Origin of the sequence: Streptomyces kanamyceticus, from assembly GCF_008704495.1 — a bacterium.
In the GTDB taxonomy this organism is placed as follows: Bacteria; Actinomycetota; Actinomycetes; order Streptomycetales; family Streptomycetaceae; genus Streptomyces; species Streptomyces kanamyceticus.
The window spans coordinates 9459428-9485716 of the sequence record NZ_CP023699.1 but is presented as its reverse complement, the minus strand read 5'-3'; the positions used below and the strand labels follow the sequence as shown (position 1 = coordinate 9485716).

The 26289-nt window shown below is 70.3% G+C and carries 26 protein-coding genes; 17 read left to right on the top strand and 9 right to left on the bottom strand.

Going from position 1 to position 26289, the window contains the following annotated elements; genetic code table 11:
- The first annotated feature begins 257 nt into the window (after positions 1-257).
- The 4 genes from CP970_RS41050 to CP970_RS41035 all read left to right on the top strand — a co-directional run bounded on the left by CP970_RS41050 (position 258) and on the right by CP970_RS41035 (position 4437).
- On the top strand, positions 258-1148 hold the full coding sequence (locus CP970_RS41050) for a Gfo/Idh/MocA family protein (RefSeq protein WP_055546807.1): 891 nt from the start codon (positions 258-260) through the stop codon (positions 1146-1148).
- A 439-nt stretch (positions 1149-1587) separates the two neighbouring features.
- Complete coding sequence (locus CP970_RS41045) at positions 1588-2409, top strand: MmyB family transcriptional regulator (RefSeq protein ID WP_079043447.1); 822 nt, start codon at positions 1588-1590, stop codon at positions 2407-2409.
- Positions 2410-2536: 127 nt separating this feature from the next.
- Complete coding sequence (locus CP970_RS41040) at positions 2537-3577, top strand: beta-ketoacyl-[acyl-carrier-protein] synthase family protein (protein ID WP_055546752.1); 1041 nt, start codon at positions 2537-2539, stop codon at positions 3575-3577.
- 71 nt (positions 3578-3648) lie between these two features.
- Positions 3649-4437 (top strand): GNAT family N-acetyltransferase, encoded by a 789-nt coding sequence (locus tag CP970_RS41035; protein ID WP_055546754.1) that lies wholly within the window; start codon positions 3649-3651, stop codon positions 4435-4437.
- A 9-nt stretch (positions 4438-4446) separates the two neighbouring features.
- On the opposite strand, the gene CP970_RS41030 is transcribed toward CP970_RS41035, so the two are convergent.
- The 4 genes from CP970_RS41030 to CP970_RS41015 all read right to left on the bottom strand — a co-directional run bounded on the left by CP970_RS41030 (position 4447) and on the right by CP970_RS41015 (position 8215).
- On the bottom strand, positions 4447-4998 hold the full coding sequence (locus tag CP970_RS41030; protein WP_055546756.1) for an isochorismatase family protein: 552 nt from the start codon (positions 4996-4998) through the stop codon (positions 4447-4449).
- Positions 4979-6412, bottom strand: a complete 1434-nt coding sequence (locus tag CP970_RS41025) for an MFS transporter (protein ID WP_055546758.1) — start codon at positions 6410-6412, stop codon at positions 4979-4981. The genes CP970_RS41030 and CP970_RS41025 overlap by 20 nt, the downstream gene beginning before the upstream one ends.
- Positions 6409-6852 (bottom strand): MarR family winged helix-turn-helix transcriptional regulator, encoded by a 444-nt coding sequence (locus tag CP970_RS41020; protein WP_055546760.1) that lies wholly within the window; start codon positions 6850-6852, stop codon positions 6409-6411. Before CP970_RS41020 ends, CP970_RS41025 begins: the two co-directional genes overlap by 4 nt.
- 136 nt (positions 6853-6988) lie before the next feature.
- Positions 6989-8215, bottom strand: a complete 1227-nt coding sequence (locus CP970_RS41015; RefSeq protein WP_055546762.1) for an acyl-CoA dehydrogenase family protein — start codon at positions 8213-8215, stop codon at positions 6989-6991.
- Positions 8216-8379: 164 nt separating this feature from the next.
- Here CP970_RS41015 and CP970_RS41010 point away from each other — a divergent pair, with 164 nt between their 5' ends.
- On the top strand, positions 8380-9024 hold the full coding sequence (locus tag CP970_RS41010; protein ID WP_055546764.1) for a TetR family transcriptional regulator: 645 nt from the start codon (positions 8380-8382) through the stop codon (positions 9022-9024).
- A 22-nt stretch (positions 9025-9046) separates the two neighbouring features.
- Here CP970_RS41010 and def read toward each other — a convergent pair whose 3' ends face one another.
- Positions 9047-9589, bottom strand: coding sequence for a peptide deformylase (gene def / locus CP970_RS41005; RefSeq protein ID WP_055546767.1), 543 nt, complete (start codon positions 9587-9589; stop codon positions 9047-9049).
- 140 nt (positions 9590-9729) lie between these two features.
- On the opposite strand from def, the gene CP970_RS41000 reads away from it, so the two are divergent.
- The 5 genes from CP970_RS41000 to CP970_RS40980 all read left to right on the top strand — a co-directional run bounded on the left by CP970_RS41000 (position 9730) and on the right by CP970_RS40980 (position 14223).
- Positions 9730-10968 carry a Mur ligase family protein gene (locus tag CP970_RS41000; RefSeq protein WP_055546769.1) on the top strand — a complete coding sequence of 413 codons (1239 nt, stop codon included), beginning with the start codon at positions 9730-9732 and terminating at the stop codon, positions 10966-10968.
- Positions 10969-10991: 23 nt separating this feature from the next.
- The gene (locus tag CP970_RS40995) at positions 10992-11723 is read left to right on the top strand and encodes a type 1 glutamine amidotransferase (RefSeq protein ID WP_055546771.1); all 732 of its coding nucleotides are present in this window, start codon (positions 10992-10994) and stop codon (positions 11721-11723) included.
- A 168-nt stretch (positions 11724-11891) separates the two neighbouring features.
- Positions 11892-12917 carry a 6-phosphofructokinase gene (locus tag CP970_RS40990; RefSeq protein WP_055546772.1) on the top strand — a complete coding sequence of 342 codons (1026 nt, stop codon included), beginning with the start codon at positions 11892-11894 and terminating at the stop codon, positions 12915-12917.
- Positions 12918-13023: 106 nt separating this feature from the next.
- The gene (locus CP970_RS40985) at positions 13024-13974 is read left to right on the top strand and encodes a cytochrome c oxidase assembly protein (protein WP_055546774.1); all 951 of its coding nucleotides are present in this window, start codon (positions 13024-13026) and stop codon (positions 13972-13974) included.
- Positions 13975-14061: 87 nt separating this feature from the next.
- Positions 14062-14223, top strand: a complete 162-nt coding sequence (locus CP970_RS40980) for a hypothetical protein (protein ID WP_107098911.1) — start codon at positions 14062-14064, stop codon at positions 14221-14223.
- 28 nt (positions 14224-14251) lie between these two features.
- Here the strand turns inward: CP970_RS40980 and CP970_RS40975 are convergent, their stop codons facing one another.
- A complete protein-coding gene (locus CP970_RS40975) occupies positions 14252-14641 on the bottom strand; it encodes an SSI family serine proteinase inhibitor (protein WP_055546776.1) in 390 nt (129 codons plus the stop codon).
- Positions 14642-14846: 205 nt separating this feature from the next.
- Between CP970_RS40975 and CP970_RS40970 the strand changes: the two genes are divergently transcribed.
- From CP970_RS40970 to CP970_RS40960, 3 genes are all read left to right on the top strand, one after another.
- Entirely contained in the window at positions 14847-15581 is a 735-nt protein-coding gene (locus CP970_RS40970) for a lysophospholipid acyltransferase family protein (RefSeq protein WP_055546778.1), read from the top strand.
- A gap of 81 nt (positions 15582-15662) precedes the next feature.
- Positions 15663-16694, top strand: coding sequence for an NAD-dependent epimerase/dehydratase family protein (locus tag CP970_RS40965; RefSeq protein WP_224058989.1), 1032 nt, complete (start codon positions 15663-15665; stop codon positions 16692-16694).
- The gene (locus tag CP970_RS40960; protein ID WP_055546780.1) at positions 16695-17183 is read left to right on the top strand and encodes a YbaK/EbsC family protein; all 489 of its coding nucleotides are present in this window, start codon (positions 16695-16697) and stop codon (positions 17181-17183) included.
- A gap of 32 nt (positions 17184-17215) precedes the next feature.
- Here CP970_RS40960 and CP970_RS40955 read toward each other — a convergent pair whose 3' ends face one another.
- Positions 17216-18733 carry an alpha/beta hydrolase gene (locus CP970_RS40955; protein WP_224059389.1) on the bottom strand — a complete coding sequence of 506 codons (1518 nt, stop codon included), beginning with the start codon at positions 18731-18733 and terminating at the stop codon, positions 17216-17218.
- A 483-nt stretch (positions 18734-19216) separates the two neighbouring features.
- On the opposite strand from CP970_RS40955, the gene CP970_RS44490 reads away from it, so the two are divergent.
- The 4 genes from CP970_RS44490 to CP970_RS40940 all read left to right on the top strand — a co-directional run bounded on the left by CP970_RS44490 (position 19217) and on the right by CP970_RS40940 (position 24660).
- The gene (locus tag CP970_RS44490) at positions 19217-19366 is read left to right on the top strand and encodes a hypothetical protein (protein ID WP_157877694.1); all 150 of its coding nucleotides are present in this window, start codon (positions 19217-19219) and stop codon (positions 19364-19366) included.
- A 128-nt stretch (positions 19367-19494) separates the two neighbouring features.
- Positions 19495-21444 carry a B12-binding domain-containing radical SAM protein gene (locus CP970_RS40950; RefSeq protein ID WP_079043448.1) on the top strand — a complete coding sequence of 650 codons (1950 nt, stop codon included), beginning with the start codon at positions 19495-19497 and terminating at the stop codon, positions 21442-21444.
- A gap of 12 nt (positions 21445-21456) precedes the next feature.
- Positions 21457-24000 carry a RiPP maturation radical SAM C-methyltransferase gene (locus CP970_RS40945; protein WP_063806065.1) on the top strand — a complete coding sequence of 848 codons (2544 nt, stop codon included), beginning with the start codon at positions 21457-21459 and terminating at the stop codon, positions 23998-24000.
- Between the two features lie 18 nt (positions 24001-24018).
- The gene (locus CP970_RS40940; RefSeq protein ID WP_055546786.1) at positions 24019-24660 is read left to right on the top strand and encodes a class I SAM-dependent methyltransferase; all 642 of its coding nucleotides are present in this window, start codon (positions 24019-24021) and stop codon (positions 24658-24660) included.
- Positions 24661-24669: 9 nt separating this feature from the next.
- On the opposite strand, the gene CP970_RS40935 is transcribed toward CP970_RS40940, so the two are convergent.
- Both CP970_RS40935 and ureG read right to left on the bottom strand, forming a co-directional pair.
- Positions 24670-25467 (bottom strand): urease accessory protein UreD, encoded by a 798-nt coding sequence (locus tag CP970_RS40935; RefSeq protein ID WP_055546813.1) that lies wholly within the window; start codon positions 25465-25467, stop codon positions 24670-24672.
- Positions 25464-26147, bottom strand: a complete 684-nt coding sequence (gene ureG, locus CP970_RS40930) for an urease accessory protein UreG (RefSeq protein ID WP_055546788.1) — start codon at positions 26145-26147, stop codon at positions 25464-25466. The genes CP970_RS40935 and ureG overlap by 4 nt, the downstream gene beginning before the upstream one ends.
- Between the last annotated feature and the right edge of the window lie 142 nt (positions 26148-26289).

Here is a 26289-nt window from a genome sequence, read left to right as displayed (position 1 = left end):
ACATGCGCTGCCGCCCCTATTCAGGAAGGGGGCACGACGACCCATTTAGGATGATGCGCGAAGACCGTCGCGTGACGGAATGCACCCACTGGTGGGGAATGTCCGACAACGGCCTGTACGGCGAGCCCAACCGCCGCCACCGAACGGTCACTTCGGTCGATACTTCCGCCCGGGAACAGCCCGGGAACCGGTCCGAGTTCGGGCATACTTCGGTCAGGACAGGTCTCGTCCGGGCACTCTCGGTCATACTGCCGCCCATGAACCGACTCCGCATCGGCCTGGTGGGCACCGGCCCCTGGGCCAGCGCCACACACGCTCCCGCACTGGCCGGGCACCCGGGCGTCGAACTGGGCGGCGTCTGGGGCCGCCGCCCGGAAGCCGCCGCCGCGCTCGCCGCGACGCACGCCACGACGGCGTACGCGGACGTGGACGAACTGTTCGCCGCCTGCGACGCCGTGGCGTTCGCGGTGCCGCCCGACGTGCAGGCGCCGCTCGCCGCGCGGGCCGCCGCGGCGGGCTGCCACCTGCTGCTCGACAAACCGGTCGCCACCTCGGTCGAAGGGGCACGGGACCTCGTGGCGGCGACCGAAAGGGCCGGAGTGGCGTCCGTGGTCTTCTTCACACTCCGCTTCGCCCCCGCCACCTCGGCCTGGGTCGCCCAACAGGCATCCGTGGGCGGCTGGTTCACGGGCCGCGCCGACTGGTACGGCTCGTTCTACGCGCCGGACGGCGGCGACGCCGCGTTCTCCTCGCCCTGGCGGGCGGGCCGCGGCGGACTGTGGGACGTCGGCCCGCACGCCCTGTCCGTGCTGATCCCGGTGCTCGGCGACGTCACCTCGGTGACGGCGGCACAGGGTGCGGGTGACACGACCCATCTGATCCTGCGGCACACGGGCGGGGCCTCCAGTACGGCGGCACTCAGCCTGACGGCGCCGGTGAAGGGCGCGGGCCTGACCGTGGAGCTGCGCGGCGAGATAGGCACGGCACTGCTGCCCGGCTGGGACGGACCCGGCGAAGCGTTCAGGACAGCGATCGACGGACTCGTCGAGGGGGCGCACGGTGGCGGGCCGCACGCCTGCGATGCCCGTTTCGGACTGCGGGTCACGGAGATCCTGGCGGAGGCCGAGGCTCAGATCGCGCGGGCGTGACGTGATCCGCCCGGGGACAACCACGGGCGGCCGGTACCGTGGCCGCTACGTAATGGCGAGTGACGGCACCGACCGCAGCCAGTGGACCCACAAGACCGGTCAGGGAAGAACCGCTGTGCGATCCTGAGTTGCCCGGTTTCCGACCACACCGATCGAAATACGAACAACAGTCCCACACGCTTCCCGCAACGGCCCGATAGGCCTAGGGGGTACCCAATGCCGGGGAATTTCAGCCATTCTCAGGCTCCCCGGACAAGATGCCCCACAGTTGTGCCCGCGTGCCCGTCGACGATCAAAGCTGCAGGTCGACGAGCTCGCGCACTCCATGATGCCGTAGAGACTGATCGTTTTCTTCGGGCAATGTTTACTACCAAAGCCGATGCGAATATTTAGACTGATCGCGCTCCAACTCGGCGTGCACCAAGAGGGATTACCCACCATGAACAAGACGGCGCTCCGCGCTCTGCTCCGCGAACGACGCGCCCTCATAGCCCCCGAATCACACGGCTTCGCCCGGCCGACCGGTCAGGGCAGACGCGCACCGGGCCTGTCACAGCATCAGGTCGACCAGTTGCTGCACCGGACGTTCGGCACGTACCACCGACTCGAATCCGGCAATTACCCCAACCCGCCGACCTCGCTGCTGCGCGACATCGCCCGCCTCTTCGGCCTCAACGAGCAGGAGTGGGTGTCCCTTTGCCGGTACGCGCTCCTTCAGGACCCCCCTGGGCCGCTGCACCTGTCATCGGGCAAAGAGGTGCCGGGGGTGTGGCAGGAGGCGGTCGACGGGATCCGGCACATGGCCTACGTGACCGACGCCTCCTGGGAGATGCTCGCCTACAACGAGCGGTTCGCCACCATGTTCCCCAACGGCAAGGTCCCCGCGAACACCCTGCGCTGGATGCTCCTGGACCCGCACGGCCGCCAGACCCTCCTCGAATGGGACACGGCCTGGGCGCCGATGGTGCTGCCGCAGCTGCGCGCCGCGCTCGCCGCCCGGCCCGACGACGACATCCTGCGGCAGATCGAGAAGGAGGTCCTCGCCGAATCGCGGACCGCCGATCTCTACGCCGCGGGCAATTCCCATCCCCATCCGGACGGTGACGAGCGCCCGCTGCTGCACGCCCAGGAGGGGAGCGGCTGGGTCACCATGTGCGCGGCGCAGCCCCTGACGGCGCCCGGCTCCCGCCTGATGATCCTGGTGTTCCATCCCGGCGAGACGCGCACCCACCCGCGCGCGGGGATCCTCCGGGCGACCTGAGGGCTGCCCCGCCGCTCGAAAAGAGGTTCCGCCCCGGTCCTGGCACCATGGGTAACAGGCACGGCGAGGTGCAGTAATTTGGCCATCACCCCGCCCGCCCTTTGCCTGTTCTTGAGGGAGCCGCCCCGTGACCGCCCACGTGCTCAGACCTCAGACCGTCCTAGGCGACCACAAGGTCACCACGGCGGAGATAGCCGACGACATCAGCGCCCACCACGCCGACCACCCCCGCCTGCGCGCGATCCTCCGGGTGATCGGCAACTGCGGCGTGGACACGCGGCACTTCTCACGCCCACTGGACTCCCCCACCGTCTCGGGGACCGGTGACGTCGGCGAGCGGGCACGGGCCGCGTTCACGGACTCCCTGGTCATGGCCGAGCGCGCCGCCGTCACGGCCCTCGACTCGGCCTCTCTCGCCGCGCGGGACATCGACGCGATCGTCACCACGCACACGACGAGCTGGTCCGTGCCCAACCTGGACATCCACCTCGTCGCACGCCTCGGCCTGCGCCCCGACGTACGCCGCGTCGCGCTCACCACGGTGGCCTGTCCCGGTGGCACCCAGGCCCTCATCCGGGCCGCCGATCTGGTCGCCGCCCGTCCCGGCAGCAAGGTCCTCGTGGTCGCCGCCGAGGTACTTTCGGCCATCTACCACCACGACGACACGTCCATCGAGTCGATGGTCTACAAGGCCCTCTTCGGGGACTCGGCCGCCGCCACGATCGTCACCGACGCACCGTTGGGCCCCGGCCTCGCGCTCGAGGACAGTTTCGAGTACGTCCTGCCGGACAGTCTGGACCGGCAGCGCGGGCGGATCAGCGCGGCCGGGATCCACTTCGACTCCACCAAGAAGGCGTTGGCGGCCGCGGGGGACGTCATGCCGCGGCTGCGGGAATGGCTCGGCACGCGGCCCCTCGACTTCGCCGTCATCCACCCCGGCAGCCCCCGCATCATCACCGACACCGCGGCCGCGCTCGGCCTGGACGACCACGCGGCCCGGCACTCCCTGGACACGCTCGCCCACGAGGGCAACCTCGGCGGCGTGAGCATCCTGCGCGTCCTGGAGCGCACGCACGCGGAACCCCCGGCCACCGGTGCCCCGGGCGCCATGGTCGCCTTCGGTCCCGGCTTCGCCACCGCCGCACTGCGCTGCCGCTGGCACGCGTAGGCCGGGCCACCACGGCCGCACGTGCGGATATTGGGTTGCCCCGCCGGTGCCGCCCTGTTGAAGTGACGCGCATGGATCATGAGAAGGCGCTGGCCGCGTACGACCGGCAGATGCGGCGCGACGCGCACAGCGACAGTGCGACCTCGCGGATCGAGCGGATCGGCGGCGTCGTACGGCAGGTCGGTTCCGCGTACGACTGGAACGGTGTCCTGTGGGCGGACATCGACGCGGCGACGGCCGATGCCGTGATCGCCCGCCAGGTGCGCGACTACACCGCCGCCGGGCGGGAGTTCGAGTGGAAGCTGCACTCCCACGACCGCCCCGCCGACCTCGCGGACCGCCTCGTCGCGGCCGGTTTCGTGGCCGATCCCACGGAGACGGTGATGGTCGCCGAGACCGGCGCCCTGCCCGCTGGCCCCGAGCTGCCCGAGGGCATCAGCCTGCTCCCCGTGACGGACGCGGAGGGCGTGCGGCTCATGTCCCGCGCGCACATCGCCGCGTTCGGCGAGGGCGACGCCGCCCTGGGCGAGCGGATCGGCAAGCGGGTGCTCGCCCAGCTCGCGGAGGCTCCCGACGACATCGTCGCGGTCGTCGCCATGGCCGGTGACCTGCCGGTGTGCGGCGCCCGGATGGAGCTCTGCCCCGGCACCGAGTTCGCCGGGCTCTGGGGCGGCGGAACCGCTCCTCAGTGGCGCGGCAGGGGCATCTACCGCGCCCTCGTCGCCTACCGCGCCCGCATCGCGGCCGAGCGCGGCTATCGCTACCTCCAGGTCGACGCGTCGGACGACAGCCGCCCGATCCTGGACAGGCTCGGCTTCGCGACGCTGTGCACGACCACGCCGTACGTGTACCAGCCGTAGGCGGCCCGCTCAGCCGAGGAGCTCGGCGATGGCATCCGCCGTGTCGGTCTCGCCGAGCCTCGGGAAGATCTTCTCCACGCTGTTGCGGTGGGCGTCGGCGTCCATGTCGGTCACGGCGTCGACGGCCACGGTGACGTGATAGCCATGCTCGTGCGCGGCGCGCGCCGTCGACTCCACGCCGATGCTCGTCGCGATGCCCGCGAGCACGACCTGGCTGACGCCCCCGCGGCGCAGCCGCAGGTCCAGATCGGTGCCGTGGAAGGCCCCCCACTGCTGCTTGGTGACGACGATGTCGCTGTCCACGCGGCCGAGTTCGGGCACGAGCTCCGCCCAGTCGGCGGGCGGCCGGCCCTCGCGCGCGGGAGCTTCGGTACGCCCGGGGGCGCCACCGGTCACCCGCACCAGGACCACGGGCAGACCCCGCTCGCGGAAGGCGTCGGCGAGCCGCGCGGCCCGCTCGACGATCTGGTCGGCCGGGTGGACCGTGGGCAGCGCGGTGATGCCCTTCTGGAGGTCGACGAGGACGAGGGCGGTGGTGGGGTCAAGGACGGTGGCGGTCATGGGTGGTGCCTTTCCGGTGCGGGGTGGTGCGCAGTGCGCGGTCGGTGACGGTGAGGACGATGAGGGCCAGTGCGAGGACGCCGCCGACCACGGCCATGAGGTGCAGGCCGCCGTCGTCGGCCTGACTGCCGTAGGCGAGGCCGATGAGCCCGGAGGCCGTGATGGCGCCGATGTACTGGGCGGTGCGCTGGAGCCCGGCGGCCGACCCGATCGCGTCGGCGGGGGCGAACTGCTGCACGGCGGCCTGGTTGCCGGTGCCCATGAATCCCTGCGGAATGCCGAAGCAGGCGCCCGCGAGCAGCAGTACGGCGAGCGGGGTGGATCCCGTCGTCACCAGGAGCAGCGCGCTGCCCGCGGCGAGGAGCACGGCGGAGACGGTGAGCGGCGCGCGGATGCCCTTGGTGCGGGCGCCGAGGAGTGAACAGGCCAGCGCGGCGAGGGACATGGGCAGCATGACGAGCCCGGTGTGCAGCGAGCCGTAGCCGCGGGCCTCCTCCAGCCACTGGGTGAAGCCGTACATGACGCAGTAGACGACGAGGTAGCTGAGCCCGTGGCGCAGATAGGTGCGGGTGAGCGCGCGATTGCCGCCCAGCATCCGCAGGTCGATGAAGGGGTGCGGGTGGCGCAGCTGCCACCAGGTCAGGGCGGCGCCGAGCAGGACGACGGGGGCGAGCAGCCACCACAGGGGGTGGCGCAGGTCGAGCAGGAAGACCACGAGGCAGCTCAGCGCGCCGGTGAAGAGCAGCGTGCCCAGCGGGTCGAGGCCGCCCGCGGTGCCGTGTCCTGTGCGCTCCCCGCGCGGCGCGTCCTTGGGGATCCAGCGCAGCGTCGCGCCGTACGCGAGGAGGGCGACGGGGACGTTCACGGCGAAGATGCCGCGCCACCCCGCGGTCGCGACGAGGAGCCCGCCGAGCGTGGGGCCGATGGCGGCGCTGCCGAGCGCGGCGAAGGAGAGCCTGCCGAGGACGGTGCGCGGGGTCGGCGTGCCGAGCCTGCGTGACTCGTCGCGCAGGACGGCCATGGCGGCCGGGTAGGCCGCGGAGGTGCCGATGCCGAGCAGCAGCCGGGAGACGAGCAGCCAGCCGAAGCCCGGGGCGAGCGCGCCGACGAGCCCGGAGGCGATGACGACGACGAGCCCGCCGAGGAAGACCCGCCGCGGCCCGATGCCGTCGGCCAGCTTGCCGAGCACGGGCTGGGCGACGGCGCTCGCGAGGTAGAGGACGGAGACGAGCCAGGCGGTGTCGGCGGCGCCGACGCCGAAGTCGTGACCGATCGCCACCAGGCCTGTGGAGATCATCGTGGTGTTGAGCGGGTTGAGCAGGGAGCCGAGGAGGAGGGGCGCGGTGAGCCGGGCCCCGAAGGCCGGACGGTCGCCCGCGGCAGACCGGGACGTCGCGCGCGACGCCGTCCTCACTTGCGCACCAGCCGCTCCAACAGCACGACGGCATCCGCCAGTTGGCGACGCTCGGCCGGGTCCAGCTCGTCGGCGAGCGCCGCGGCGAGCCAGTCGCGCTTGGCGGCTCGCATCTCGGTGAGGGTGCGCCGCCCCTGGTCGGACACGGAGACGACGGACTGGCGCCCGTCGTCGGGATCGGGGGCGCGCTCGACGAGCCCCAGATCCTCCAGCGCGCTCACGGTCATCCGCATCGACTGGGGCCGCACGAGCTCCGCGCGGGCCAGGCCCGCGGTGGTGTCGGGTCCCGCCCCGTCGAGGCGGGCGAGCACGGAGCGCTGCGATGGGCTGAGGCCGGAATCCGGCGACACACCGCGAAAGCGTCGTACGAGCCGTCGGACGGCGCCCGAAAGGTCGGCGGCGAGCTGTTCGGGGGCGGGGTCACCACTGTGTGCGCTCATGCTTCGCACCGTACGAGTTAGACAGGTAAACTTGCAAGTCTTACTGCGCAGTCCTCCTGTCGAACTTCTCCCTACACAGAGAACCGCCCCTGCCGCAAAAGCGACAGGGGCGGACGTTTCACGTGCAACATGCGCGCTAGCGGATCGGCATGCCCGACAGCGTGCGCGCGATCACCAGGCGCTGGATCTCGCTCGTGCCCTCGAAGATCGTGTAGATCGCGGCGTCCCGGTGCATGCGCTCCACGGGGTACTCGCGGGTGAAGCCGTTGCCGCCGAGGATCTGCACGGCCTGCGCCGTGACCTTCTTGGCGACCTCGCTCGCGTACAGCTTGGACATGGAGCCCTCGGCCGACTCGAACTTCTTGCCGGTGCTCGCCATCCACGAGGCACGCCACACAAGCAGCCGGGCCGCGTCGATCTGCGTACGCATGTCGGCGAGCTGGAAGGCGATGCCCTGGTTGTCGATGATGGGGCGGCCGAACTGGGTACGCGTCTTGGCGTACTCCAGCGCCTCCTCGTACGCCGCGCGCGCGGTGCCCACGGCCATCGCGCCGACCGCGGGGCGGGACGCCTCGAACGTGGCCATGGCCGCGTTCTTCACGCGCTCGCCGCCGGACTTGGCGCGCTCCCTGGCGCGGGCGAGCCGCTCGTCCAGCTTGGCCTTGCCGCCGAGGAGGCAGTGGCCGGGGACGCGTACGCCCTCCAGGACGACCTCGGCGGTGTGCGAGGCGCGGATGCCGTGCTTCTTGAACTTCTGCCCCTGCGACAGACCGGGGGTGTTCGGCGGCACGATGAAGGAGGCGTGCCCCTTCGAGCCGAGCTCCGCGTCGACGACCGCGACGACGACGTGGACGTTGGCTATGCCGCCGTTGGTCGCCCAGGTCTTGGTGCCGTTCAGCACCCACTCGTCCTTGGCCTCGTCGTAGACGGCACGGGTGCGCATCGCCGCGACGTCCGAGCCCGCGTCGGGCTCGGAGGAGCAGAAGGCGGCGACCTTCACGTCGTCCGCGTCGCCGTACATCTGCGGGATCCAGGTGCCGATCTGGTCCTCGGTGCCGTTCGCGAGGACGCCCACGGCCGCCAGGCCTGTGCCCATGATGGACAGGCCGATGCCCGCGTCCCCCCAGAAGATCTCCTCGGTCGCCATCGGGATGCCGAGCCCGGTGGGGTCGAAGAACTGCTGGGCGTAGAAGTCCAGGGAGTAGATCCCGAGCTTCGCCGCTTCCTGGATGATGGGCCAGGGGGTTTCCTCGCGCTCGTCCCACTCGGCGGCCGCGGGGCGGATCACATCGGCGGCGAAACCGTGGAGCCAGTCCCGGACCTCCTTCTGTTCGTCGTTGAGCTCCATGGTGAACTCGGCCATGACCCCTCCAGGACCAGCGATCAACTGCGGCGTTACTTGCGGTAACCGAAGTCTGTTACTGGCCAGTAGTCCATGTCAACTCCCGGCAGCCCGTTCGATGCGCACAGCACGCCGGGTGTTACGTTGCGCGTGCGTCACCGAATCAGCACGGGCGGGGAGAAGCCATGGAGACCACGCAGCGGACCGATCAACAGCGGTCCGCCGAGCACCGGCGACGGGAACTGCTCGAGGCCGCGGACCGGGTGGTGCTCCGCGACGGACCCGGCGCCTCGATGAACGCCATCGCCGCGGAGGCGGGCATCACCAAGCCGATCCTCTACCGCCACTTCGGCGACAAGGGCGGACTCTACGCCGCGCTCGCCAAGCGGCACACGGACGCGCTTCTGGAGGCGCTGCGCGCCGCGCTGGACGCGCCAGCCGAGCGCAGGGAGCGGGTCGAGGCGACGCTCGACACCTACCTCGCGGCGATCGAGGCCCGCCCGCAGGTCTACCGGTTCCTGATGCATCCCTCGGAGGCACCCTCCCCCGGCGAGCAGGGCTTCGACGTCGGCCTGCACTCCGCTCCGCTGCTCCGCCGCCTCGGCGAGGAGCTCGCCGAGGTCATCGAGGAGCGCGTCGACCTCGGTCCGCGGAGCGCGGAACTCGCCCGCGTGTGGGGTCACGGCATCGTCGGCATGATGCACGCGGCCGGTGACTGGTGGCTCGGCGAACGGCCGTGCTCGCGCGCCGAGTTGGTGAGCAGCCTGGCGGACCTGCTGTGGGGCAGACTCGCCGCCGCGGGCAACCGCGTGGGCGGGCCCGGGTTCTGAGCCCAGCCCCCTCCCGTAGTCGTCAGTTCACGTTCCAGGAGGCCTTGGCGGCGGCCCGCAGCACCCTGCGCCGCCGCCAGCCGGTGACGCGGTCGGTGTAGACACCGCCCTCCAGGTGGTCGCACTCGTGCTGCAGGCAGCGCGCGAACCAGCCGGAGCCGTGCACCGTCACGGGCTCCCCGCGCACGTCCACGCCCTCGACCACGGCGTGGTCGAAGCGCGGTGTCCCCGCTTCGAGACCCGGCAGCGACAGACAGCCCTCGGGGCCGCGCACCGTCACGCCGTCCGCCTCGACGAGACGCGGATTGACCACGTGGCCCAGGTGTCTGACATCCTCGTCGTCGGGGCAGTCGTAGACGAACACCCGGCGCGCGACGCCGATCTGGTTGGCGGCGAGGCCCACGCCCTGGGCCGCGTACATCGTGGCGAACATGTCCTCGACGAGCCGCGCCAGTTCGGGTCCGAAGTCGGTCACCTCCTCACAGGGGGTGTGCAGCACGGGGTCACCGAGCAGGGTCAGGGGTCGTACGCGCCCGGAGGCGCCCGGGATCAAGCCGTGTCGCATGGCGGCAAGAGTACGGTCCAGGGGAAGGAGCGGTGCCGAGGTGGTGCCGCGGTTCGGGCTTGTCAGTGGATCTCGATAGGCTGAGGTCGAAACGATGCCGGGGGCAGGCGCGGCGCCGTACGCAAGGAGGATCTCGACAGATGTCAGGCAACACGGACCCGCTGTCGCCGCGGGCCAAGCTGGCCGTGACGGCGGGCAAGGCGGCCGCGGCGGTGTCACGCGCGGCGGGCCGCGGCAGCGGATCGGTGATCGGCGGCAAGGTCGCGCTCAGGCTCGACCCCGAACTGCTCGGTCGGCTCGCCACTCACCTGGACGTTGTCCTCGTGTCGGCCACCAACGGCAAGACGACCACCACGCGTCTGATCGCCGAGGCGCTGCGGGCCAGCGGCCCGGTCGTCTCGAACGCGCTCGGTGCGAACATGCCCGCCGGAATCACCTCGGCGCTCGCCGGCGGATCCGACGCGAAGTACGGCGTGATCGAGGTCGACGAGAAGTACCTCGCGGGCGTCGCCCGTGACGTCGCCCCGAAGGTGATCGCGCTGCTCAACCTCTCGCGCGACCAGCTGGACCGCGCCGGTGAGACCCGCATGCTCGCCGAGAAGTGGCGCGAGGGCCTGTCCGGTTCCAAGGCCGTGATCATCGCCAACGCCGACGACCCGCTGGTCGTCTGGGCGTCCTCCTCCTCGCCGAACGTGGTGTGGGTGGCCGCCGGCCAGGAGTGGAAGGACGACGCCTGGTCGTGCCCGTCCTGCGGTGGCGTCATGCAGCGCCCCGGGGACGACTGGTTCTGCGGCGAGTGCGGCTTCCGCCGCCCCGCGCCGAGCTGGGTGCTCTCCGGCGACCACGTCCTGGACCCGCACGGCTCGGCCTGGCCGATCCATCTGCAGCTGCCGGGCCGGGCGAACAAGGCCAACGCGACCTCGTCGGCCGCCGTCGCCGCCGTCTTCGGAGTGCCGCCGCAGGTCGCCCTTGAGCGCATGTACCAGGTGCAGGCCGTCGCGGGCCGCTATGACGTCGTGCAGTTCCAGGGCCGCGACCTGCGGCTGCTGCTCGCGAAGAACCCCGCGGGCTGGCTCGAGACGTTCTCGCTGATCGACCCGCCGCCCACCCCGGTGATCCTCTCCGTCAACGCCCGCGGCGCGGACGGCACGGACACCTCCTGGCTGTGGGACGTGGACTACACCCGCCTCGCGGGCCACCCGATCTTCGTCCTCGGCGACCGCAAGCTGGACCTCGCCGTGCGCCTGGAGGTCGCGGGCCTGGACTTCCGGGTCTGCGAGACCGTCGACGAGGCCGTGCAGCTCGCCCCGCCGGGACGCATCGAGACCATCGCGAACTACACCGCGTTCCAGGACCTGCGCCGCCGCGTCGGCAACTGACCCGCCCGGATAAGGACATGAGCATGAGCGACAACAGCCTGCGTCTGGTCTGGGTCTACCCCGACCTCCTGAGCACGTACGGGGACCAGGGCAATGCCCTGGTCGTGGAGCGCCGCGCCCGCCAGCGCGGCCTCCAGGTCGAGCGCTACGACGTACGCAGCGACCAGCCGGTGCCCACCTCCGGCGACATCTATCTGATCGGCGGCGGCGAGGACAGGCCGCAGCGTCTGGCGGCCGAGCGCCTTCGCCGCGACGGCGGCCTGCAGCGGGCCGTGGGCAACGGCGCGATCGTCTTCTCGGTCTGCGCCGGATACCAGATCATCGGCAACGAATTCATCAACGACCTCGGCCAGCGCGAGCCGGGCCTCGGCCTGCTCGACGTGGTCTCCACGCGCGGCGAGGGCGAGCGGTGCGTCGGCGACGTCCTCGGCGACATCGACCCGCGGCTCGGCCTGCCGCAGCTGACCGGCTTCGAGAACCACCAGGGCGTCACGCACGTCGGCCCGAACGCTCGCCCCCTCGCCCAGGTCAGGCTCGGCCGGGGCAACGGCACGGGCGACGGCACCGAAGGCGCCTACAACGGCACGGTGTTCGGGACGTACATGCACGGCCCCGTCCTCGCCCGCAACCCGCTCATCGCGGACCTGCTCCTGAAGCTGGCCCTCGATGTGAACGCGCTGCCGCCGACGGACGACCGGTGGTACGAGGCCCTGCGCAACGAGCGCATCAACGCCGCGCAGCAGCAGCCCGCCTGAGCAGCTTCCAAAGAGCCCGCTTGACGCCCCGCCCGCACATGTGAGCGGGGGCGTCCAGCAGGCGGACGCCCGGTACGGACCAACCCCCTCACGCCTATAGGGTGGCGGGGATTCCAGCCGGACGACGTGGTCCGGACCTCGGCCCACGTTGCAAAGGTATTCCGGGCTATGCGCATTGGTGTCCTGACCTCCGGAGGCGACTGCCCCGGACTGAACGCCGTCATCCGCTCCGTCGTGCACCGCGCGGTGGTGGACCACGGCGACGAGGTCATCGGCTTCCACGACGGCTGGAAGGGCCTCCTGGAGTGCGACTACCGCAAGCTCGACCTCGACGCGGTGGGCGGCATCCTCGCCCGCGGCGGAACGATTCTCGGCTCGTCGCGCGTCCAGCCCGCCCATCTGCGTGACGGTGTCGAGCGCGCCAAGGGGCACCTCGCCGACCTCGGCCTCGACGCGGTCATCCCGATCGGCGGCGAGGGCACGCTGAAGGCGGCGCGGCTCCTCTCGGACGGGGGCCTGCCCATCGTCGGCGTCCCCAAGACCATCGACAACGACATCGCGGTCACCGACGTCACCTTCGGCTTCGACACGGCCGTCGGCGTCGCGACCGAGGCCCTCGACCGTCTCAAGACCACCGCCGAGTCGCACCAGCGCGTGCTCATCGTCGAGGTCATGGGCCGTCACACGGGCTGGATCGCCCTGCACTCGGGCATGGCCGCGGGCGCGCACGCGATCGTCGTCCCCGAGCGCCCCTTCGACATCGAGGAGCTGGCGGCGAAGGTCGGTGAACGCTTCTCCGCGGGCAAGAAGTTCGCGATCGTGGTGGCCGCGGAGGGCGCCAAGCCCCGCGCGGGCTCCATGGAGTTCGACGAGGGCGGCAAGGACGTCTACGGCCACGAGCGGTTCGCGGGCATCGCCCGGCAGCTCTCCCTCGAACTGGAGCAGCGCCTCGGCAAGGAGGCGCGTCCGGTGATCCTCGGCCACGTCCAGCGCGGCGGCACCCCCACCGCGTACGACCGCGTCCTCGCGACCCGGTTCGGCTGGCACGCGGTGGAGGCCGTGCACCGCGGCGAGTTCGGCAAGATGACGGCGCTGCGCGGCACGGACATCACGATGGTGCCGCTCGCCGAGGCCGTCGAGACGCTGAAGACCGTGCCGGACGAGCGGTACGCCGAAGCGGAGTGCGTGCTGTAACTCATCGCTTGTTGAACTATCTGCCCCCGGTCGCGCCAGCGGCCGGGGGCAGTTCTACTCTGGTGCCGAACACGTCGCACAATCCGCACGAATCAGGAGCCACTGGATGGATCACAGCGGGCACGGCATGAACATGGATCTGCCGCCGTTCACGCTGGGGCGAGGCCTCGAACTGTCGGCCGACCCCTTCTTCCTCATCGGCTGCCTGGTGGCCCTCTCCCTGTACGGGTGGGGCGTGGCGCGGCTCGTGCGGCGCGGTGACAAGTGGCCGGTGGGCCGCACGATCTCCTTCGTGATCGGCGTCCTCACCATCCTGCTGGTGATGTGCACCAAGCTGAACGACTACGGCATGGTCATGTTCAGCGTGCACATGGTGCAGCACATGATCATCAGCATGCTGTCGCCGATCCTGCTGCTGCTCGGCGCCCCGATCACACTGGCGCTGCGCGCGCTGCCGGTGGCGGCCCGCGGCCACAAGGGTCCCCGCGAGTGGCTGCTCTGGATCCTCCAGAGCCGGTACGTGAAGATCATCACGCATCCCGCGTTCACGATCCCGCTGTTCATCGCGAGCCTGTACGCGCTCTACTTCACGCCGCTCTTCGACACCTTGATGGGCTCCAAGGCGGGCCACATCGGGATGATGGTGCACTTCCTCGCCGTCGGCCTGGTCTTCTTCTGGCCGATCATGGGCATCGACCCGGGGCCGCACCGGCCCGGCCACATCTTCCGGATGCTGGAGCTCTTCGCGGGCATGCCGTTCCACGCGTTCTTCGGCATCGCGCTGATGATGGCGACCCAGCCGATGATCGGCACCTACATGCATCCGCCCGCCTCACTGGGCATCGATCCGCTCGCCGACCAGGAGGCGGCGGGCGGCATCGCCTGGGCCTTCAGCGAGATCCCGTCCGTGGTGGTCCTGGTGGCGCTGCTCTTCCAGTGGCGCAAGTCCGAGGACCGCGAGGCACGGCGCAAGGACCGCGCCGCCGACCGGGACGGCGACAAGGACCTCGAGGCGTACAACGCCTATCTGGCCTCACTGGCCGCACGCGGACGCTAGCGGCAACCGGGCTTCACGGGGGACGATGGCCCTCGGACCGCAGCCACCGCGCCCCGGCGCACGAGGCTGCCGGGAGGAGGCTCAGCGATGCCCGATTCCACGAAGACGATGGGCGCGTTCACCATTGGCGGCCTCGTCATGGTGACGGCCTACACGGTGACGCTCGGAAGCAACGGCTGGCTCTGGTTCGGCTGGGTCGTACTCGGCCTGATCACCCTCGCGATGGTGCTGTCCCGCAGCACCACCTGAGGCGCACACCGGCCGGGGACCCGACCGGTCAGAAGCGGAAGACGTACCCGGTGTCGGCATCCATGGTGCAGGCGTTCGGGTACGTCTTGTGCCAGCTGATCGCCCGGCCCCCGTAGGTGCCCTTCGCGCTCACGGTCACCGGGTCGAACTCCTTGGTGCACGCGTGCGGGTCGTCGGGCAGCGCGTCGAAGTCCCCCGCGGCCGCCTCGATGGCCGCACACGCCTGTGCCGCCTGCGGGTGATGGCCCGCGGGCTCGGGCGCGCAGCGAAGGAGCACACCGCGGATCCAGGTGTCGTCCGCACCCGAGACGGTCAGGAAGAGACCGCCTTGCGGGGCGGGGAGCCCCTCCGCGGCATGGGCGGGGACGGCCGCGCCGAGCGCGATCAGTACGGCGGCCGCGACGGTGGACGGGCGCATGCGAAACCTCCGGTGACGGTGACGTTCTGTGGCGTCCAGGACGCCGGGAAGAAGCCAGCGCACCCTCCGCCGGAGCGGTACTTCCAGCTGCCGCGCCGGTCGGTCCCCCGCCCGGCCGCGCGCAAGGGCCCGAACGGGCTCTCGCGTCCGCGCCGCCGATTGGCTACTCTGCGTCGGCACCGGGTCCAGGGGGAAGGCAGCCGCCATGTTCTATCTACTGCTCAAGTACGTGATCCTCGGCCCTCTCCTCCGGCTGATGTTCCGGCCGAGGATCGAGGGCCTGGAGCACATTCCGGAGTCCGGCGCGGCGATCGTCGCGGGCAACCACCTGTCCTTCTCCGACCACTTCCTGATGCCCGCCATCATCAAGCGCCGCATCACCTTCCTCGCGAAGGCCGAGTACTTCACCGGGCCCGGCGTCAAGGGCCGTCTGACGGCCGCGTTCTTCCGCAGCGCCGGGCAGATCCCGGTGGACCGCTCCGGCAAGGAGGCGGGCCAGGCCGCGATCCGCGAGGGGCTCGGCGTGCTGCGCAAGGGCGAGCTGCTCGGCATCTATCCCGAGGGCACCCGTTCGCACGACGGCCGCCTCTACAAGGGCAAGGTCGGCGTCGCCGCGATGGCGCTCAAGGCCCAGGTGCCGGTGATCCCCTGCGCGATGATCGGCACGTTCGAGGCGCAGCCGCCCGGCCAGAAGGTGCCCAACTTCCAGAAGGTGACGATTCGTTTCGGCGAACCGCTCGACTTCTCGCGCTACTCCGGCATGGACAACGAGAAGGCGGTCCTGCGGGCCGTCACCGACGAGATCATGTACGCGATCCTCGGGCTCTCCGGGCAGGAGTACGTCGACAAGTACGCGGCCGTCGTGAAGGCGGAGGAGGCCGAGCGGACGGCGGCGGGCGCCAAGGAGCCCCGCAAGTTCCCGCGGATGCCGCTGAGCTGAGCCGTTCCGCTCTGGTCTGCTCAGCTCTGCTGAGAGCAGAGCGGCCCTCCTCGGCCCGCGACTCGGGCGTACGGTCCGATCATGAAGAACGCGGTGGTGATCGGCGCGACGGGACAGACCGGGCGCGCGACGGTGCGGGCCCTCGTCGAGGACGGCTGGACGGTGACGGCGGCGTCGCGGGGCGGCGGGCGCGACGAGCGGTGGTCAGGTGACGTACAGGCGGTCAGGCTCGACCGGGAGGTCGATGCGGAGCTCGCCGGGGTGCTCGGCGACGGCGTGGACCTCGTGGTCGACATGGTGGCGTTCACGGCGGCGCACGCCCGGCAGTACGCCGCGCTCACCGATCGGATCGGGTCCGCCGTGGTGCTCTCCAGCGGTGCCGTCTACGCGGACGCACAGGGCCGGAGCTTCGACACCCAGGACGATCCTGACGGCTTTCCCCGGTACCCGGTGCCGATCCCCGAGAACCAACCCACCGTGGCGCCGGGCGACTCCACGTACGGCACCCGGAAGATAGCGCTGGAGCGGGGACTGCTCGCGCTGGGCGACCGGCTGCCGGTGACGCTGCTGCGGGCCGGGGCGATCCACGGGCCGTACTGCCGGGGGCCCCGCGAGCTGTACTTCGTGCAGCGCAACCTCGACGGCAGGCGCACCCGGGTGCTCGCCCACGGCGGCCGCAGCCGGTTCCACCCGGTGGGGGTGCGCACGCTGGCCGAGCTCGTGCGGCTCGCCGCGGCCCGGCCCGGCTCCCGGGTGCTCAACGCGGGCGACCCCGAGGCGCCGACCGTGGCCGACATCGGGGCCTCGGTGGACGCGGTGATGGGGGTCGAGACCGAGACGGTACTGGTGGAGGGCGGGCCGCCGGAGCCCGGCGTCGGCCTCACGATGTGGTCAGCCGCGCACCCGGTGGTGTACGACATGGCGGCCGCGGAGCGGGAGTTGGGGTACAGGCCCGTCACGACGTACGCCGAATCCCTTGAGGAGACGGTCCGTTGGCTCGTCGATCACCTCCGCGAGCGCGACTGGCGCGAGGCGTTCCCCAAGATGGCCGCGAACTATGATCTCTTCAACTACTCGGCGGAAGACGCCTGGTTGGCACGGCGGGAGAAGTAAGTGAGCGAGCAGCACGCCCAGTACACGAAGCTGGTGGGACTGCTCGATGAGCGGGGTGCCACGTACCGCGTCATCGAGCACGAGGCCGAGGGCGCCACGGAGGCGGTGAGCGCGCTGCGCGGCAACACGCTGGAGCAGGCCGCCAAGTGCATCGTGGTGATGGTGAAGATCGGCAAGAAGACGAAGCGGTACGTCCTGGCCGTGGTGCCCGGCGACCGGCGCGTCGACCTCAACGCGCTCAAGGCGCTGCTCGGCGGTACGTACGCGGGCTTCGCGACGCAGGAGGTGGCGGAGCGGCTCTCGGGCAGCGTGAGCGGCACCATCCTGCCGTTCTCCTTCGACCCCGAGCTCGAACTCGTCGTGGATCCGGCGCTGTTGGAGCACGAGGAGATCTTCTTCAACGCCGCGCGGCTCGACCGTTCGCTGGCGCTGCGGACGGCGGACTACCGGGAGATCGCCGGGCCTAGGACCGAGGCGATCTCCCAGTAGGAACCACGCAGGAACCCGTCAGACGCGGGGTGTTACGGCTTGGGCGTGGCGTGCGGTGCGCACGTCACGTCCTTGGCGTCCGTCTTCCCGTCGAGCAGGTAGCCGTCCACCCGGTCGTTGATGCACGGGTTGGTCAGGCCGGTGACTCCGTGGGAGCCCGCGTCCTTCTCGGTGATCAGGCGGGAGCCCTTGAAGCGCTTGTGCAGCTCGACGGCGCCCTGGTACGGGGTGGCCGCGTCACGCTGGGACTGCACGATGAGCACGGCGGGCAGGCCCTTGCCGGTCTTGACCTTCAGCGGGGTCTGCTGCTTGGTCGGCCAGGTGGCGCACGGCAGGTTCATCCACGCGTTGGACCAGGTCAGGAACGGATAGTCCTTGTGCAGGCGGGTGTTGTCCCGGTCCCACTTGCGCCAGCTGGTCGGCCACTTGGCGTCGGCGCACTCCACCGCGGTGTAGACAGCGTTGCCGTTCTCGTCGGAGATGTTGCCCGCGGTGTCGGACATGTCGGGGCCCGCCTCGTCGACGAGCGCCTTGGTGTCCCCGGCGAGGTACTTGCTCCAGGTCTCGGCGACCGGCACCCACGACGAGTCGTAGTAGGGCGCGCCCTGGAAGAAGGCGGTCAGCTCGGCGGGGCCGACGACACCGCCGATCGGGTTCTTCTTGGCGGTGGCGCGCAGCTTCTCCCACTGCTGCTGCACCTTGGCCTGGGTGTCACCGATGTGGAAGGTGGCGTCGTTCTTGGCGACCCACGCGGTCCAGTCCTTCCAGCGGCCCTCGAAGGCGACGTCCTGGTCCAGGTTGGCCTGGTACCAGATCTTCTCGCGGGAGGGGTCGACCACGCTGTCCACGACCATGCGGCGGACGTGGGCGGGGAAGAGCGTGCCGTAGACGGCGCCCAGGTAGGTGCCGTAGGACACGCCCAGGTAGTTGAGCTTCTTCTCGCCGAGGGCGGCGCGGACCACGTCGAGGTCGCGCGCCGTGTTCGGCGTGGTCATGTGCGGGAGCATCCAGCCGCTGCGCTCGGCGCAGCCGTCCGCGTACTCGGCGGCGAGCTTGCGCTGGGCGCGCTTGTCGGCCTCGGAGTCGGGCACCGGGTCGGCCTTGGGCGCCTTCACGTACTCCTGCGGGTCGACGCAGGAGATCGGCGTGGAGTGGCCGACGCCGCGCGGGTCGAACCCGACGAAGTCGTACGCCTTGGCGGTCTTGGCCCAGACCGGGTTCTTCTTGGTCACGCGCGTCGGGAAGCGCATGCCGGAGCCGCCGGGGCCGCCTGGGTTGTAGACGAGGGCGCCCTGACGCTCCTTCTCGGAACCGGTGTTGCCGATGCGGTCGACGGCTATCTTGATCTTCTTGCCGTTGGGCTTCGCGTAGTCGAGCGGCACGGAGACCCAGCCGCACTGGATCGGCTTCTCCAGGCCCCAGTCGGCGGGGCAGTCCCGCCAGTCGACGCCGGCCTTCGCTGCGCGCTGCGCGGCGAGCGCGACACCGCGCGCCTCGCGGTCCTTCCCGGAGCGGGCACCCGCGTCGGCGTTCGCCGAGGGCGCGGCCATGGCGCCCGCGATCAGCGTGGCCGTGACCAGGGTGCCCGCGGTGCCGAGCACCGCGGTCCGTCTGTTTCCTGGGGTCCGTCGCAAGTGGGGCCTCCCGCACATCGATTCGAGCAGATTCGATCAGTACGAGGGATCCTCGCGCCGCTAGGTTCCCTGCGACAGATGTGGCGGGGGTTCTTTACCAATCCGATAAACGGTGAACCCTGAACCGCTCAACGGGGAGGGTGGGTCGGTGACATCCGGACACGGGTCCGGAGGGGGGCGGCGCCCTGCTCGTCGCGGCGTACATCCGGTCGTCCGAGGTCAGCCCGAGGTCAGGACGAGGCTACGACGAGGCCGGGGCGACGGCGGCGGCGCACCGTCCAGCCGATCATGGCTCAATGGCGCCCTTGACCATGAGGAAACGTCACAGCGAGTCTGTTCGAGAACCGGAGTCCCAGAAATGCACTCCAGTTTCATGTTCCACTCACACATGGAGGTTCGATGGACATCCAGATGAGCACCGAAGTCGACAGCGACCTCGGCGAACTTGAGGTACTCGAGATGGACGAACTGCAAGTCAGCGGTTCGTCCACGGCCTACAACTACATCGCCAAGAATGCAGACCGCTCCTCGGAGATACCGGCGGGCTGATCGGCCCGGCTGAATCGCTGCATGAGGAGCTCACAAGATCTGCCGCCTGAAGGCCGCGAGGTCGGAGCGGCGCCCGCTTGTGAGCTCCTTCGGTTCTCGGTCGCACTGTCCGGATCAGGACGGATGGCATGGATCTCTTGCTGCTCTTTCCGCCGCCAACGGAGGCAACTCTCTTTCCCTATCTGAGTTTGCCCTATCTCGCCGGTCACGTCCGACGATTCGGCTACAGCGCCCATCAGGTCGATCTGGGCATCGAATTGGTCCACCGGCTTCTTGACGGCCCGGCACTCATGCGCAAGGCCCAGGCCCTGGACGAGGCACCAGATCTGCCCACTTGGTATCGAGCGGTCGTAGCCGATGCCGCCGTGCGGCATCTCGGCGAAATGCGCGACTTCGTCCTGACGAAGAACCCGGCGCCCCGCCTGGGTCCCGTACGCGCGGTGCGACTGGCCCGGCAGAGCGCCCAACTGATGATGCGCGACTCGGCGTTGTCGCAAGTGTGGGACGACTTCGACTCGCTCGACCAGGCGGTTGAACGGTTGTCGGAATCGAGGGTCGATTCCCTCGACTTCGCGACCGGGAATCTGCACACTTTGCTGACCGAGGCTCTTGACGAGTCCGCGCCGCGGGCGGTCGGCATCTCCGTCGCCTTCTTCAGCCAGCTGGCGCCCGCTCTGCTGATCGCCCAATGGATCCGCCAGCGCCACCCGGGCATGCCCATCTGCCTCGGCGGGCAGCAAGTCATGCTGCGCCACTCCGAACTGGCATCGATGGCATCGGTACGCAGGGCCGTGGACGCTCTCTGTATCACGGCGGGTGAGGAGCCCCTGGAGCGCTGGCTGGCCCACCTCCATGGAAACGCGCCGCGCTCCGACGTGCCGGGGATGCGATGGCTGAGCCCCGAGGGCGTGGCAGGCCCGAGCCGACTGCCAACCCTTCGCTTCAAGGACATCGGCCCGCCTGACTACGCCGGGTTGAAGGTGCACTCCTACCTCAATGACACCGTTGTCCTCTCCATGGTGTCCTGTGTGGGCTGCTACTGGGGACGCTGCATCTTCTGTTCCTACGGCAATCGGTCTCTCGAACGCGGGGCGTATCAGCAGGCTTCCCCCAGGCAACTCGCGGACGCGGTATGCCACATCGTAGAAAACACCGGAATCGACTTCGTCACCGTTGTCGATGAGAACACCAATCTGCGACTGCTCGCCCGCGCCATGCGCCTGGTGCGCGAGCGCGGTGTTCAGGTGCGTTTCAATACGCGCAACCGCCTTGAGCCGATCCTGCTCGATCCGGGCTTCTGCCAGGAACTGGCAGAACTGGGCTGTGAGGGAATGGCCGTCGGCTACGAAGGCGTCACACAGCGGCTGCTCGACAGACTGGACAAGGGCGTTCAGGCCGGGGACTTCCAAGTCATTCTCGACAACCTCGCAGCGGCGGACATACGGGTCAATCTCTCGATCATGGGCGGCCTTCTGGACGAGACCGAGGAGGAGTCCGAGGAATCGCTCCGCTTCCTCGAACGCAACCGCGACAAGTTCGCCATCGACGCGTTCGAGCTCATGGTGGTCGAGCCGCAAACCCGCCTGGTGGCCGATCCGCAGTCCTTCGGCGTGGTCCTCGACGGGTCCGATGCGTTCGCCGACAACCGCGAACTCAACTACTTGGGCGGCAGGGTGGGCAGGCGGCACACCGTCGTCGGCGGACCCGAGCGCCCCGACATGCTGCGGCGGCTGAAGCACGGCATGCGCCGGATCTCCGGTCCTGCGGCGGCCGGGCCCGCCGAAGCCGCGGCGCAACCCCCTGCGGAACACATCGCGCTGCGCCCGCATCCGTGGATCCGGTGCGCTCCGGCGAGGTTCGCCCCGCACGGCCCGGGCGGCGATTCCTCCTTGCTGGCCGATCCCGTACGGGAACAGGTGTACTCATTGCCGAAGAACCACGTGACCCGGAGCGCCGCGCCCGGTGGTCCCTTGATCGCGACCAGTGCGCAGGGCCGGTTCCTACTCGGCAAGCTCGCCGCCGCGGATGTCGGTGTCCTCTGCAACGAACCGCTACCGGCAACCAGTCCGTCACGCTGAAGGAGTCACACGGTGCACATCACCCTGGTCAATATGCCCTGGGCCTCAATTGACTTCCCTTCCCTGGCCCTGGGAATCCTCAAGCGTCGCGTCGCGGACGAGTTCCCGGAGAGTCGTGTCGACGTCGTGAACGCCAATCTCGACTACCTCGACTGGATCACCGAGCGAGCAGGTCTCACGCGTGAGGAGTACAACTTCTGCTGGGACTCCTACTTCACCGGCTACAGCGAGTGGATCTTCTCCTCCGCGCTGTACGACGATCCGCAGTGGCGCAACTCCGCATTCGCGGACCTCGTGGCGGGAGCGGTGCCGGGAGACATGCTCAACAAGGGGCGAGAGCTGCACGCGCTCGCCCCCGAATACATCGCGTCCCTGGTCGGCCGCATTCTCGCCGACCGGCCCGACGTCGTCGGCTTCTCGACGACCTTCGCGCAGAACAGTGCCGTTCTCGCCGCGGCCAGGCTCATCAAGAAGACCGCGCCAGAAGTGCGTGTGGTGCTGGGTGGCGGCAACTGTGACGGCCCCCAGGGCGCCGCGCTCCATCGCGGCTTCCCCTTCATCGACTACGTCAACCGCGGTGAGGGCGAGGTGTCGTTCACGCGGCTGCTCGCCTGCCTTCGCGACGAGTCGAACCCCGCGGACATTCCCGGGCTTTGCTGGCGCGATGCGGAGGGCGTCTCGCACGCCAATGCCATGCGGGCGGCCCCGTTGCCCGCGTCGGCACTGGTCACCCCGGACTACACGGACTACTTCGAGCAGCACGCGGCCTCTCGCGCCAGGGCCATGGCCGAGCCCCATCTGGTCCTGGAGAGTTCACGCGGCTGCTGGTGGGGTCAAAAGCATCACTGCACCTTCTGCGGGCTCAACGGTTCGTTCATGGAATTCCGCAGCAAGAGCCCGGACCGGTTCGTCGACGAACTGCTCGCGATGACCGAACGCCACCAGGTGCTCAACGTCGCCGTGGCCGACAACATCCTGGACATGACGTATCTGCGGTCGGTGGTCCCGAGGCTCGCGGAGGCCGAATGCGACCTGCGGATCAGTTATGAGATCAAGTCCAACATGCGCCGCGAGCAGCTCGCCTCGCTCGTCGCCGCGGGAATCCACTACGTGCAGCCGGGCATCGAAAGCCTCAGCGCCCGTGTCCTCAAGTTGATGGACAAAGGGGTGACCGGCTGCCAGAACGTCCGCATGCTGCGGGACGCGGAGTCGGTGAGCCTCGGCGTCGTGTGGAACTACCTCTTCGGCTTTCCCGCCGAGACCGAGGACGACTACGACTCGGTGATCGACCAGTTCCCCGCCATCCATCACCTCGCTCCGCCCAATGGAGTGACCCGGATAGCCATCGAACGCTTCAGCCCCTACTTCAACCGCCCGGAACTCGGCTTCGGCGACCTGCGGCCCGCCGCTCACTACGCGGTGATCTACGATCTCCCGGAGTCCGAACTCCGGGACATGGCCTATGTCTTCGACGCGGCGCACCAAGGCATCTCCACCGCGCACGCGGAGCGGTTGGAAAAGGCCGTCGAGACCTGGCGTCACGAGTTCCCCCGAGGGCGGCTGACCCAGTGCGACCTGACGGACTCCATCGTCCTCACCAACACCCGGCCCGGCTTCGCCTGGCGGACGCTGAGCATCGAGGAACCCTGGGAGATGGCCGCCTTCCGGCTCCTGGAACAGCCGTGTACGAGCGAGGTGCTGGCGAAGAAGCTCCGGGAAGCCCAGCACGACATCGCCGCGGAGGACCTGTCGGCCGTGCTCGCCCGCTGGCGCACGCTGGGGCTGCTCTTCGAGGACGGTGGCCAGACCGTGCACGTCGTACCGTTCGCCGCCAACCAGGACCTCATGCGCTGGGTGACCCGTGACAGCAGTCCCGCCCTGGTGCCCGCGCTGCTCCAGGACCCGGTGGGCCGCGTACCGGAAACGAGCACGGCGACGGCGCTCCGGTGCTGGCGGGAACGCGACGAGGAGACGCGCGCGAGGGACGGCATCTACATGGGAGAGGGTCCGTACGACGACACCGCTGTGCGGACCGTCTCGGACCTGGTCGCGCGAGGCACCCGGCACGTCGCCCTTCCGGGGCCCGTGCTCCTCGGCCACGGCGACCCCGAGAGTGACCGGGACGCGGTCCGCGGGCTCACCCATGTGCGGGAGTTGACCGGGCACGGCCTCTCCGTCGACTGGGAGCTGGACCTCGGCACCGAGATCGGACAGTGGCGGCTGTTCAGCCACCTCTACCCGCCGCGTTCGGTGGCCGGTCCCGACGGCGACGCCGTCCTCGATCAGTGGCGCGCCACGTTCCACATGAACAAGTGCGGCTACCGGCGCGGCAAGGGCTTCGTCGAGGTCACCGACCTGCGCCACGGAACGCAGCGGCGCGTCCTCATGCGCAAGGTGCACAAGGGGAAACTGGCATCACTGCTGGACGGCGCCCCCGTGTCGGATTTCCGGCAACAGGAGATCGAAGCGTTCCTGAAGTCAGGCCTCGTGCACCAGGTCGGCTCTCTGCTGTGGTGGCTGCCCTCCCGCATCTCCCGCTGGCCGGTCGTAAGTTGACGGAAGGGATCAAGGACCATGTCTCAAGGCGAAGCCACCGGGCCGCTGCGCTCCCTCAACGCGGCTGAATGGGACCACACGTACGACTCCACGACCCCTGGATGGGACGAGGAGCCGCCACCACTGCTCGGTGAACTCCTCACCGAGCACGCTCCGCCGCCGACCCACGTACTGGATGTCGGCTGCGGGCTCGGCACCACCGCGCGGTGGCTCGCCGACCGCTCCTACACGGTGACGGCCTGCGACTTCTCGCCCCGGGCGATCGCCGAGGCCCGGCGCCGCACACCGGCCGATGCGGCCGTGCGCTACGAGGTACTCGACGTCACCGCTCACCCGCCCCTGGACCCGTTCCCCGTGGTCCTCGACCGTGGCGTACTGCACACCTGCCCCACCCACCGTGAGCGCCGGACGTTCGCCGCGGCGATGGCCCGGATGTGCCGCCCCGGCGGACTGTGGATACACGTCGGAGCCGCCGCGCTCACCGAGGAGGACGCCCTGCACCAGTCCAGCGGACCGTCCTGGACCACGGAGGAGACCTTCCGCACCGCGGTGACCACCTGGTTCACCGTGCTCGACCACCGGATCTCCGATTTCGGCCGACAGCGGGGCGTGACGGACTGGGCGGCTCGGTACGTCGTGCTCCAGCGAAGGGAGAACTAAAACGGTCTGTCAGCCCAGGGTGTTCAGCGCCTCGTCCAGGGCCCTGCGCACCCGCAGCGCGTCCGGCGCCACAGCGGTGACCAGGACCGCGGGGCCCGCCAGTGGAGTGAGCGCGGCCCACTCCCCCAGTGGCGCGGGCCCGGGCATGTCCTCGGCGAACTCCGGCCGTACGACGACCAGTTGCCCGACCGCCCGGTTCCCCGCGAGGACGGCGGGGCCGTCCCAGCCCGCGAGGGCGCCTGGCCCGCAGGACAGTTCCTGGTCGAGCAGGGGGCTGCCCGCGCGGTACACCGTGAGGCGGCTGGTGAGGCGCCCCTGCGCCTCGGCCACCCGGCCCAGGACCTGTTCCTCGCGCAGCACGAGGCGGGCGCCCGGGGCGAGGTCGGCGCGGGTGGTGACGCGCAGGTCGCTGTCGCGGACCGAGATCAACTGCTCGGGCAGCCAGTGCAGTTCCGCGCCGTCCTCGACGGTCAGCCGTACGTCGTAGCGCGCGAAGTCGCCGTTCTGGCCCGGCAGCGCGATGGTGGCCGCCGCGGAGCCGATGTGCAGCGCGGCGCCCGCGCGCACGGTGGCGTCGACGGTCAGGCGGTCGCCGCCCAGGGGACCGCTCATCGCGCCGACGAGCGTGATGTGCGCCCCGGACCCGGTCGACCGGGTGCGGCGCAGCGCGAGCGGGCCCTCGCCGTCGAGCACCGGCAGCGCGGTGCCGCCACGCCCGTCGGCGCGGGCCTCCACACGGGCGGTGCCGCGGACGCCCGCGCCGCCGCCCGTTCGGGTGACGCCCCGGGGGGCGAGGTCGACCGTCACGCGGACGCGGTCCACGCGGCGTACTGCGCCCGCACCCAGGCGGCGACGGGTCCTACCCCATCCTCGGACCTCAGCGACTGGAAGACCACGGGCAGTTCGGCGCGCGCGGCCTTCGCGTCGGCGGCCATCCGGGCGAGGTCGGAGCCGACGTGCGGGGCCAGGTCGGTCTTGTTGACGACGAGCAGGTCGGCGGTGGTGACGCCGGGCCCGCCCTTGCGCGGGATGTCGTCGCCGCCCGCGACGTCGATGACGAAGATCTGCGCGTCGACGAGCCCCTTGGAGAACGTGGCGGTGAGGTTGTCGCCGCCGGACTCCACGAGGATCAGATCGACGGGGCCGACCTCGTCCTCCAGGTCCTCCACGGCCTCCAGGTTGGCGGAGATGTCGTCGCGGATGGCGGTGTGCGGGCAGGCGCCGGTCTCCACCGCGGTGATGCGCTCGGGCGGCAGCACGGCTTCGCGCAGCAGGAACTCGGCGTCCTCGCGGGTGTAGATGTCGTTGGTGACGACGGCGAGGGACAGCTCGTCGCGCAGCTCGCGGCAGAGCGCCGCGACGGTCGCGGTCTTGCCGGACCCGACGGGCCCGCCGAGACCGATGCGCAGCGCGCGGCGGCTTCCGTCGGGACGGTGGGCGTCGGCGGACACGGCGGCGGGGCCGTCGTGGGAGTGGTCGAGGTGCATGGTTACGGCTCCAGATTTCAGTGAGTAGGGATCGGACGGGGTTTTCAGCCCATCCGGCGCGGAGAGGGTCTCCAGCCCGTCCGGCACGGAGAGGGTTTTCAGCCCGTCCGGCGTTTGAGGACGAGGCCGTTCAGGCCGAAAG

Bases quoted from the DNA above. Each gene is read 5' to 3' on its own strand.
- CP970_RS40965 (WP_224058989.1), top strand. From the start codon at position 15,663: ATGAAGAACGCGGTGGTGATCGGCGCGACGGGACAGACCGGGCGCGCG.
- CP970_RS40950 (WP_079043448.1), top strand. From the start codon at position 19,495: ATGGATCTCTTGCTGCTCTTTCCGCCGCCAACGGAGGCAACTCTCTTT.
- CP970_RS40985 (WP_055546774.1), top strand. From the start codon at position 13,024: ATGGATCACAGCGGGCACGGCATGAACATGGATCTGCCGCCGTTCACG.
- CP970_RS40940 (WP_055546786.1), top strand. From the start codon at position 24,019: ATGTCTCAAGGCGAAGCCACCGGGCCGCTGCGCTCCCTCAACGCGGCT.
- CP970_RS41000 (WP_055546769.1), top strand. From the start codon at position 9,730: ATGTCAGGCAACACGGACCCGCTGTCGCCGCGGGCCAAGCTGGCCGTG.
- CP970_RS40955 (WP_224059389.1), bottom strand. From the start codon at position 18,733: ATGGCCGCGCCCTCGGCGAACGCCGACGCGGGTGCCCGCTCCGGGAAG.
- CP970_RS41050 (WP_055546807.1), top strand. From the start codon at position 258: ATGAACCGACTCCGCATCGGCCTGGTGGGCACCGGCCCCTGGGCCAGC.
- CP970_RS41030 (WP_055546756.1), bottom strand. From the start codon at position 4,998: ATGACCGCCACCGTCCTTGACCCCACCACCGCCCTCGTCCTCGTCGAC.
- CP970_RS40970 (WP_055546778.1), top strand. From the start codon at position 14,847: ATGTTCTATCTACTGCTCAAGTACGTGATCCTCGGCCCTCTCCTCCGG.
- CP970_RS41015 (WP_055546762.1), bottom strand. From the start codon at position 8,215: ATGGCCGAGTTCACCATGGAGCTCAACGACGAACAGAAGGAGGTCCGG.
- CP970_RS41035 (WP_055546754.1), top strand. From the start codon at position 3,649: ATGGATCATGAGAAGGCGCTGGCCGCGTACGACCGGCAGATGCGGCGC.
- CP970_RS41045 (WP_079043447.1), top strand. From the start codon at position 1,588: ATGAACAAGACGGCGCTCCGCGCTCTGCTCCGCGAACGACGCGCCCTC.
- CP970_RS40980 (WP_107098911.1), top strand. From the start codon at position 14,062: ATGCCCGATTCCACGAAGACGATGGGCGCGTTCACCATTGGCGGCCTC.
- CP970_RS41020 (WP_055546760.1), bottom strand. From the start codon at position 6,852: ATGAGCGCACACAGTGGTGACCCCGCCCCCGAACAGCTCGCCGCCGAC.
- CP970_RS41010 (WP_055546764.1), top strand. From the start codon at position 8,380: ATGGAGACCACGCAGCGGACCGATCAACAGCGGTCCGCCGAGCACCGG.
- ureG (WP_055546788.1), bottom strand. From the start codon at position 26,147: ATGCACCTCGACCACTCCCACGACGGCCCCGCCGCCGTGTCCGCCGAC.
- CP970_RS40990 (WP_055546772.1), top strand. From the start codon at position 11,892: ATGCGCATTGGTGTCCTGACCTCCGGAGGCGACTGCCCCGGACTGAAC.
- CP970_RS40975 (WP_055546776.1), bottom strand. From the start codon at position 14,641: ATGCGCCCGTCCACCGTCGCGGCCGCCGTACTGATCGCGCTCGGCGCG.
- def (WP_055546767.1), bottom strand. From the start codon at position 9,589: ATGCGACACGGCTTGATCCCGGGCGCCTCCGGGCGCGTACGACCCCTG.
- CP970_RS44490 (WP_157877694.1), top strand. From the start codon at position 19,217: ATGGACATCCAGATGAGCACCGAAGTCGACAGCGACCTCGGCGAACTT.
- CP970_RS40995 (WP_055546771.1), top strand. From the start codon at position 10,992: ATGAGCGACAACAGCCTGCGTCTGGTCTGGGTCTACCCCGACCTCCTG.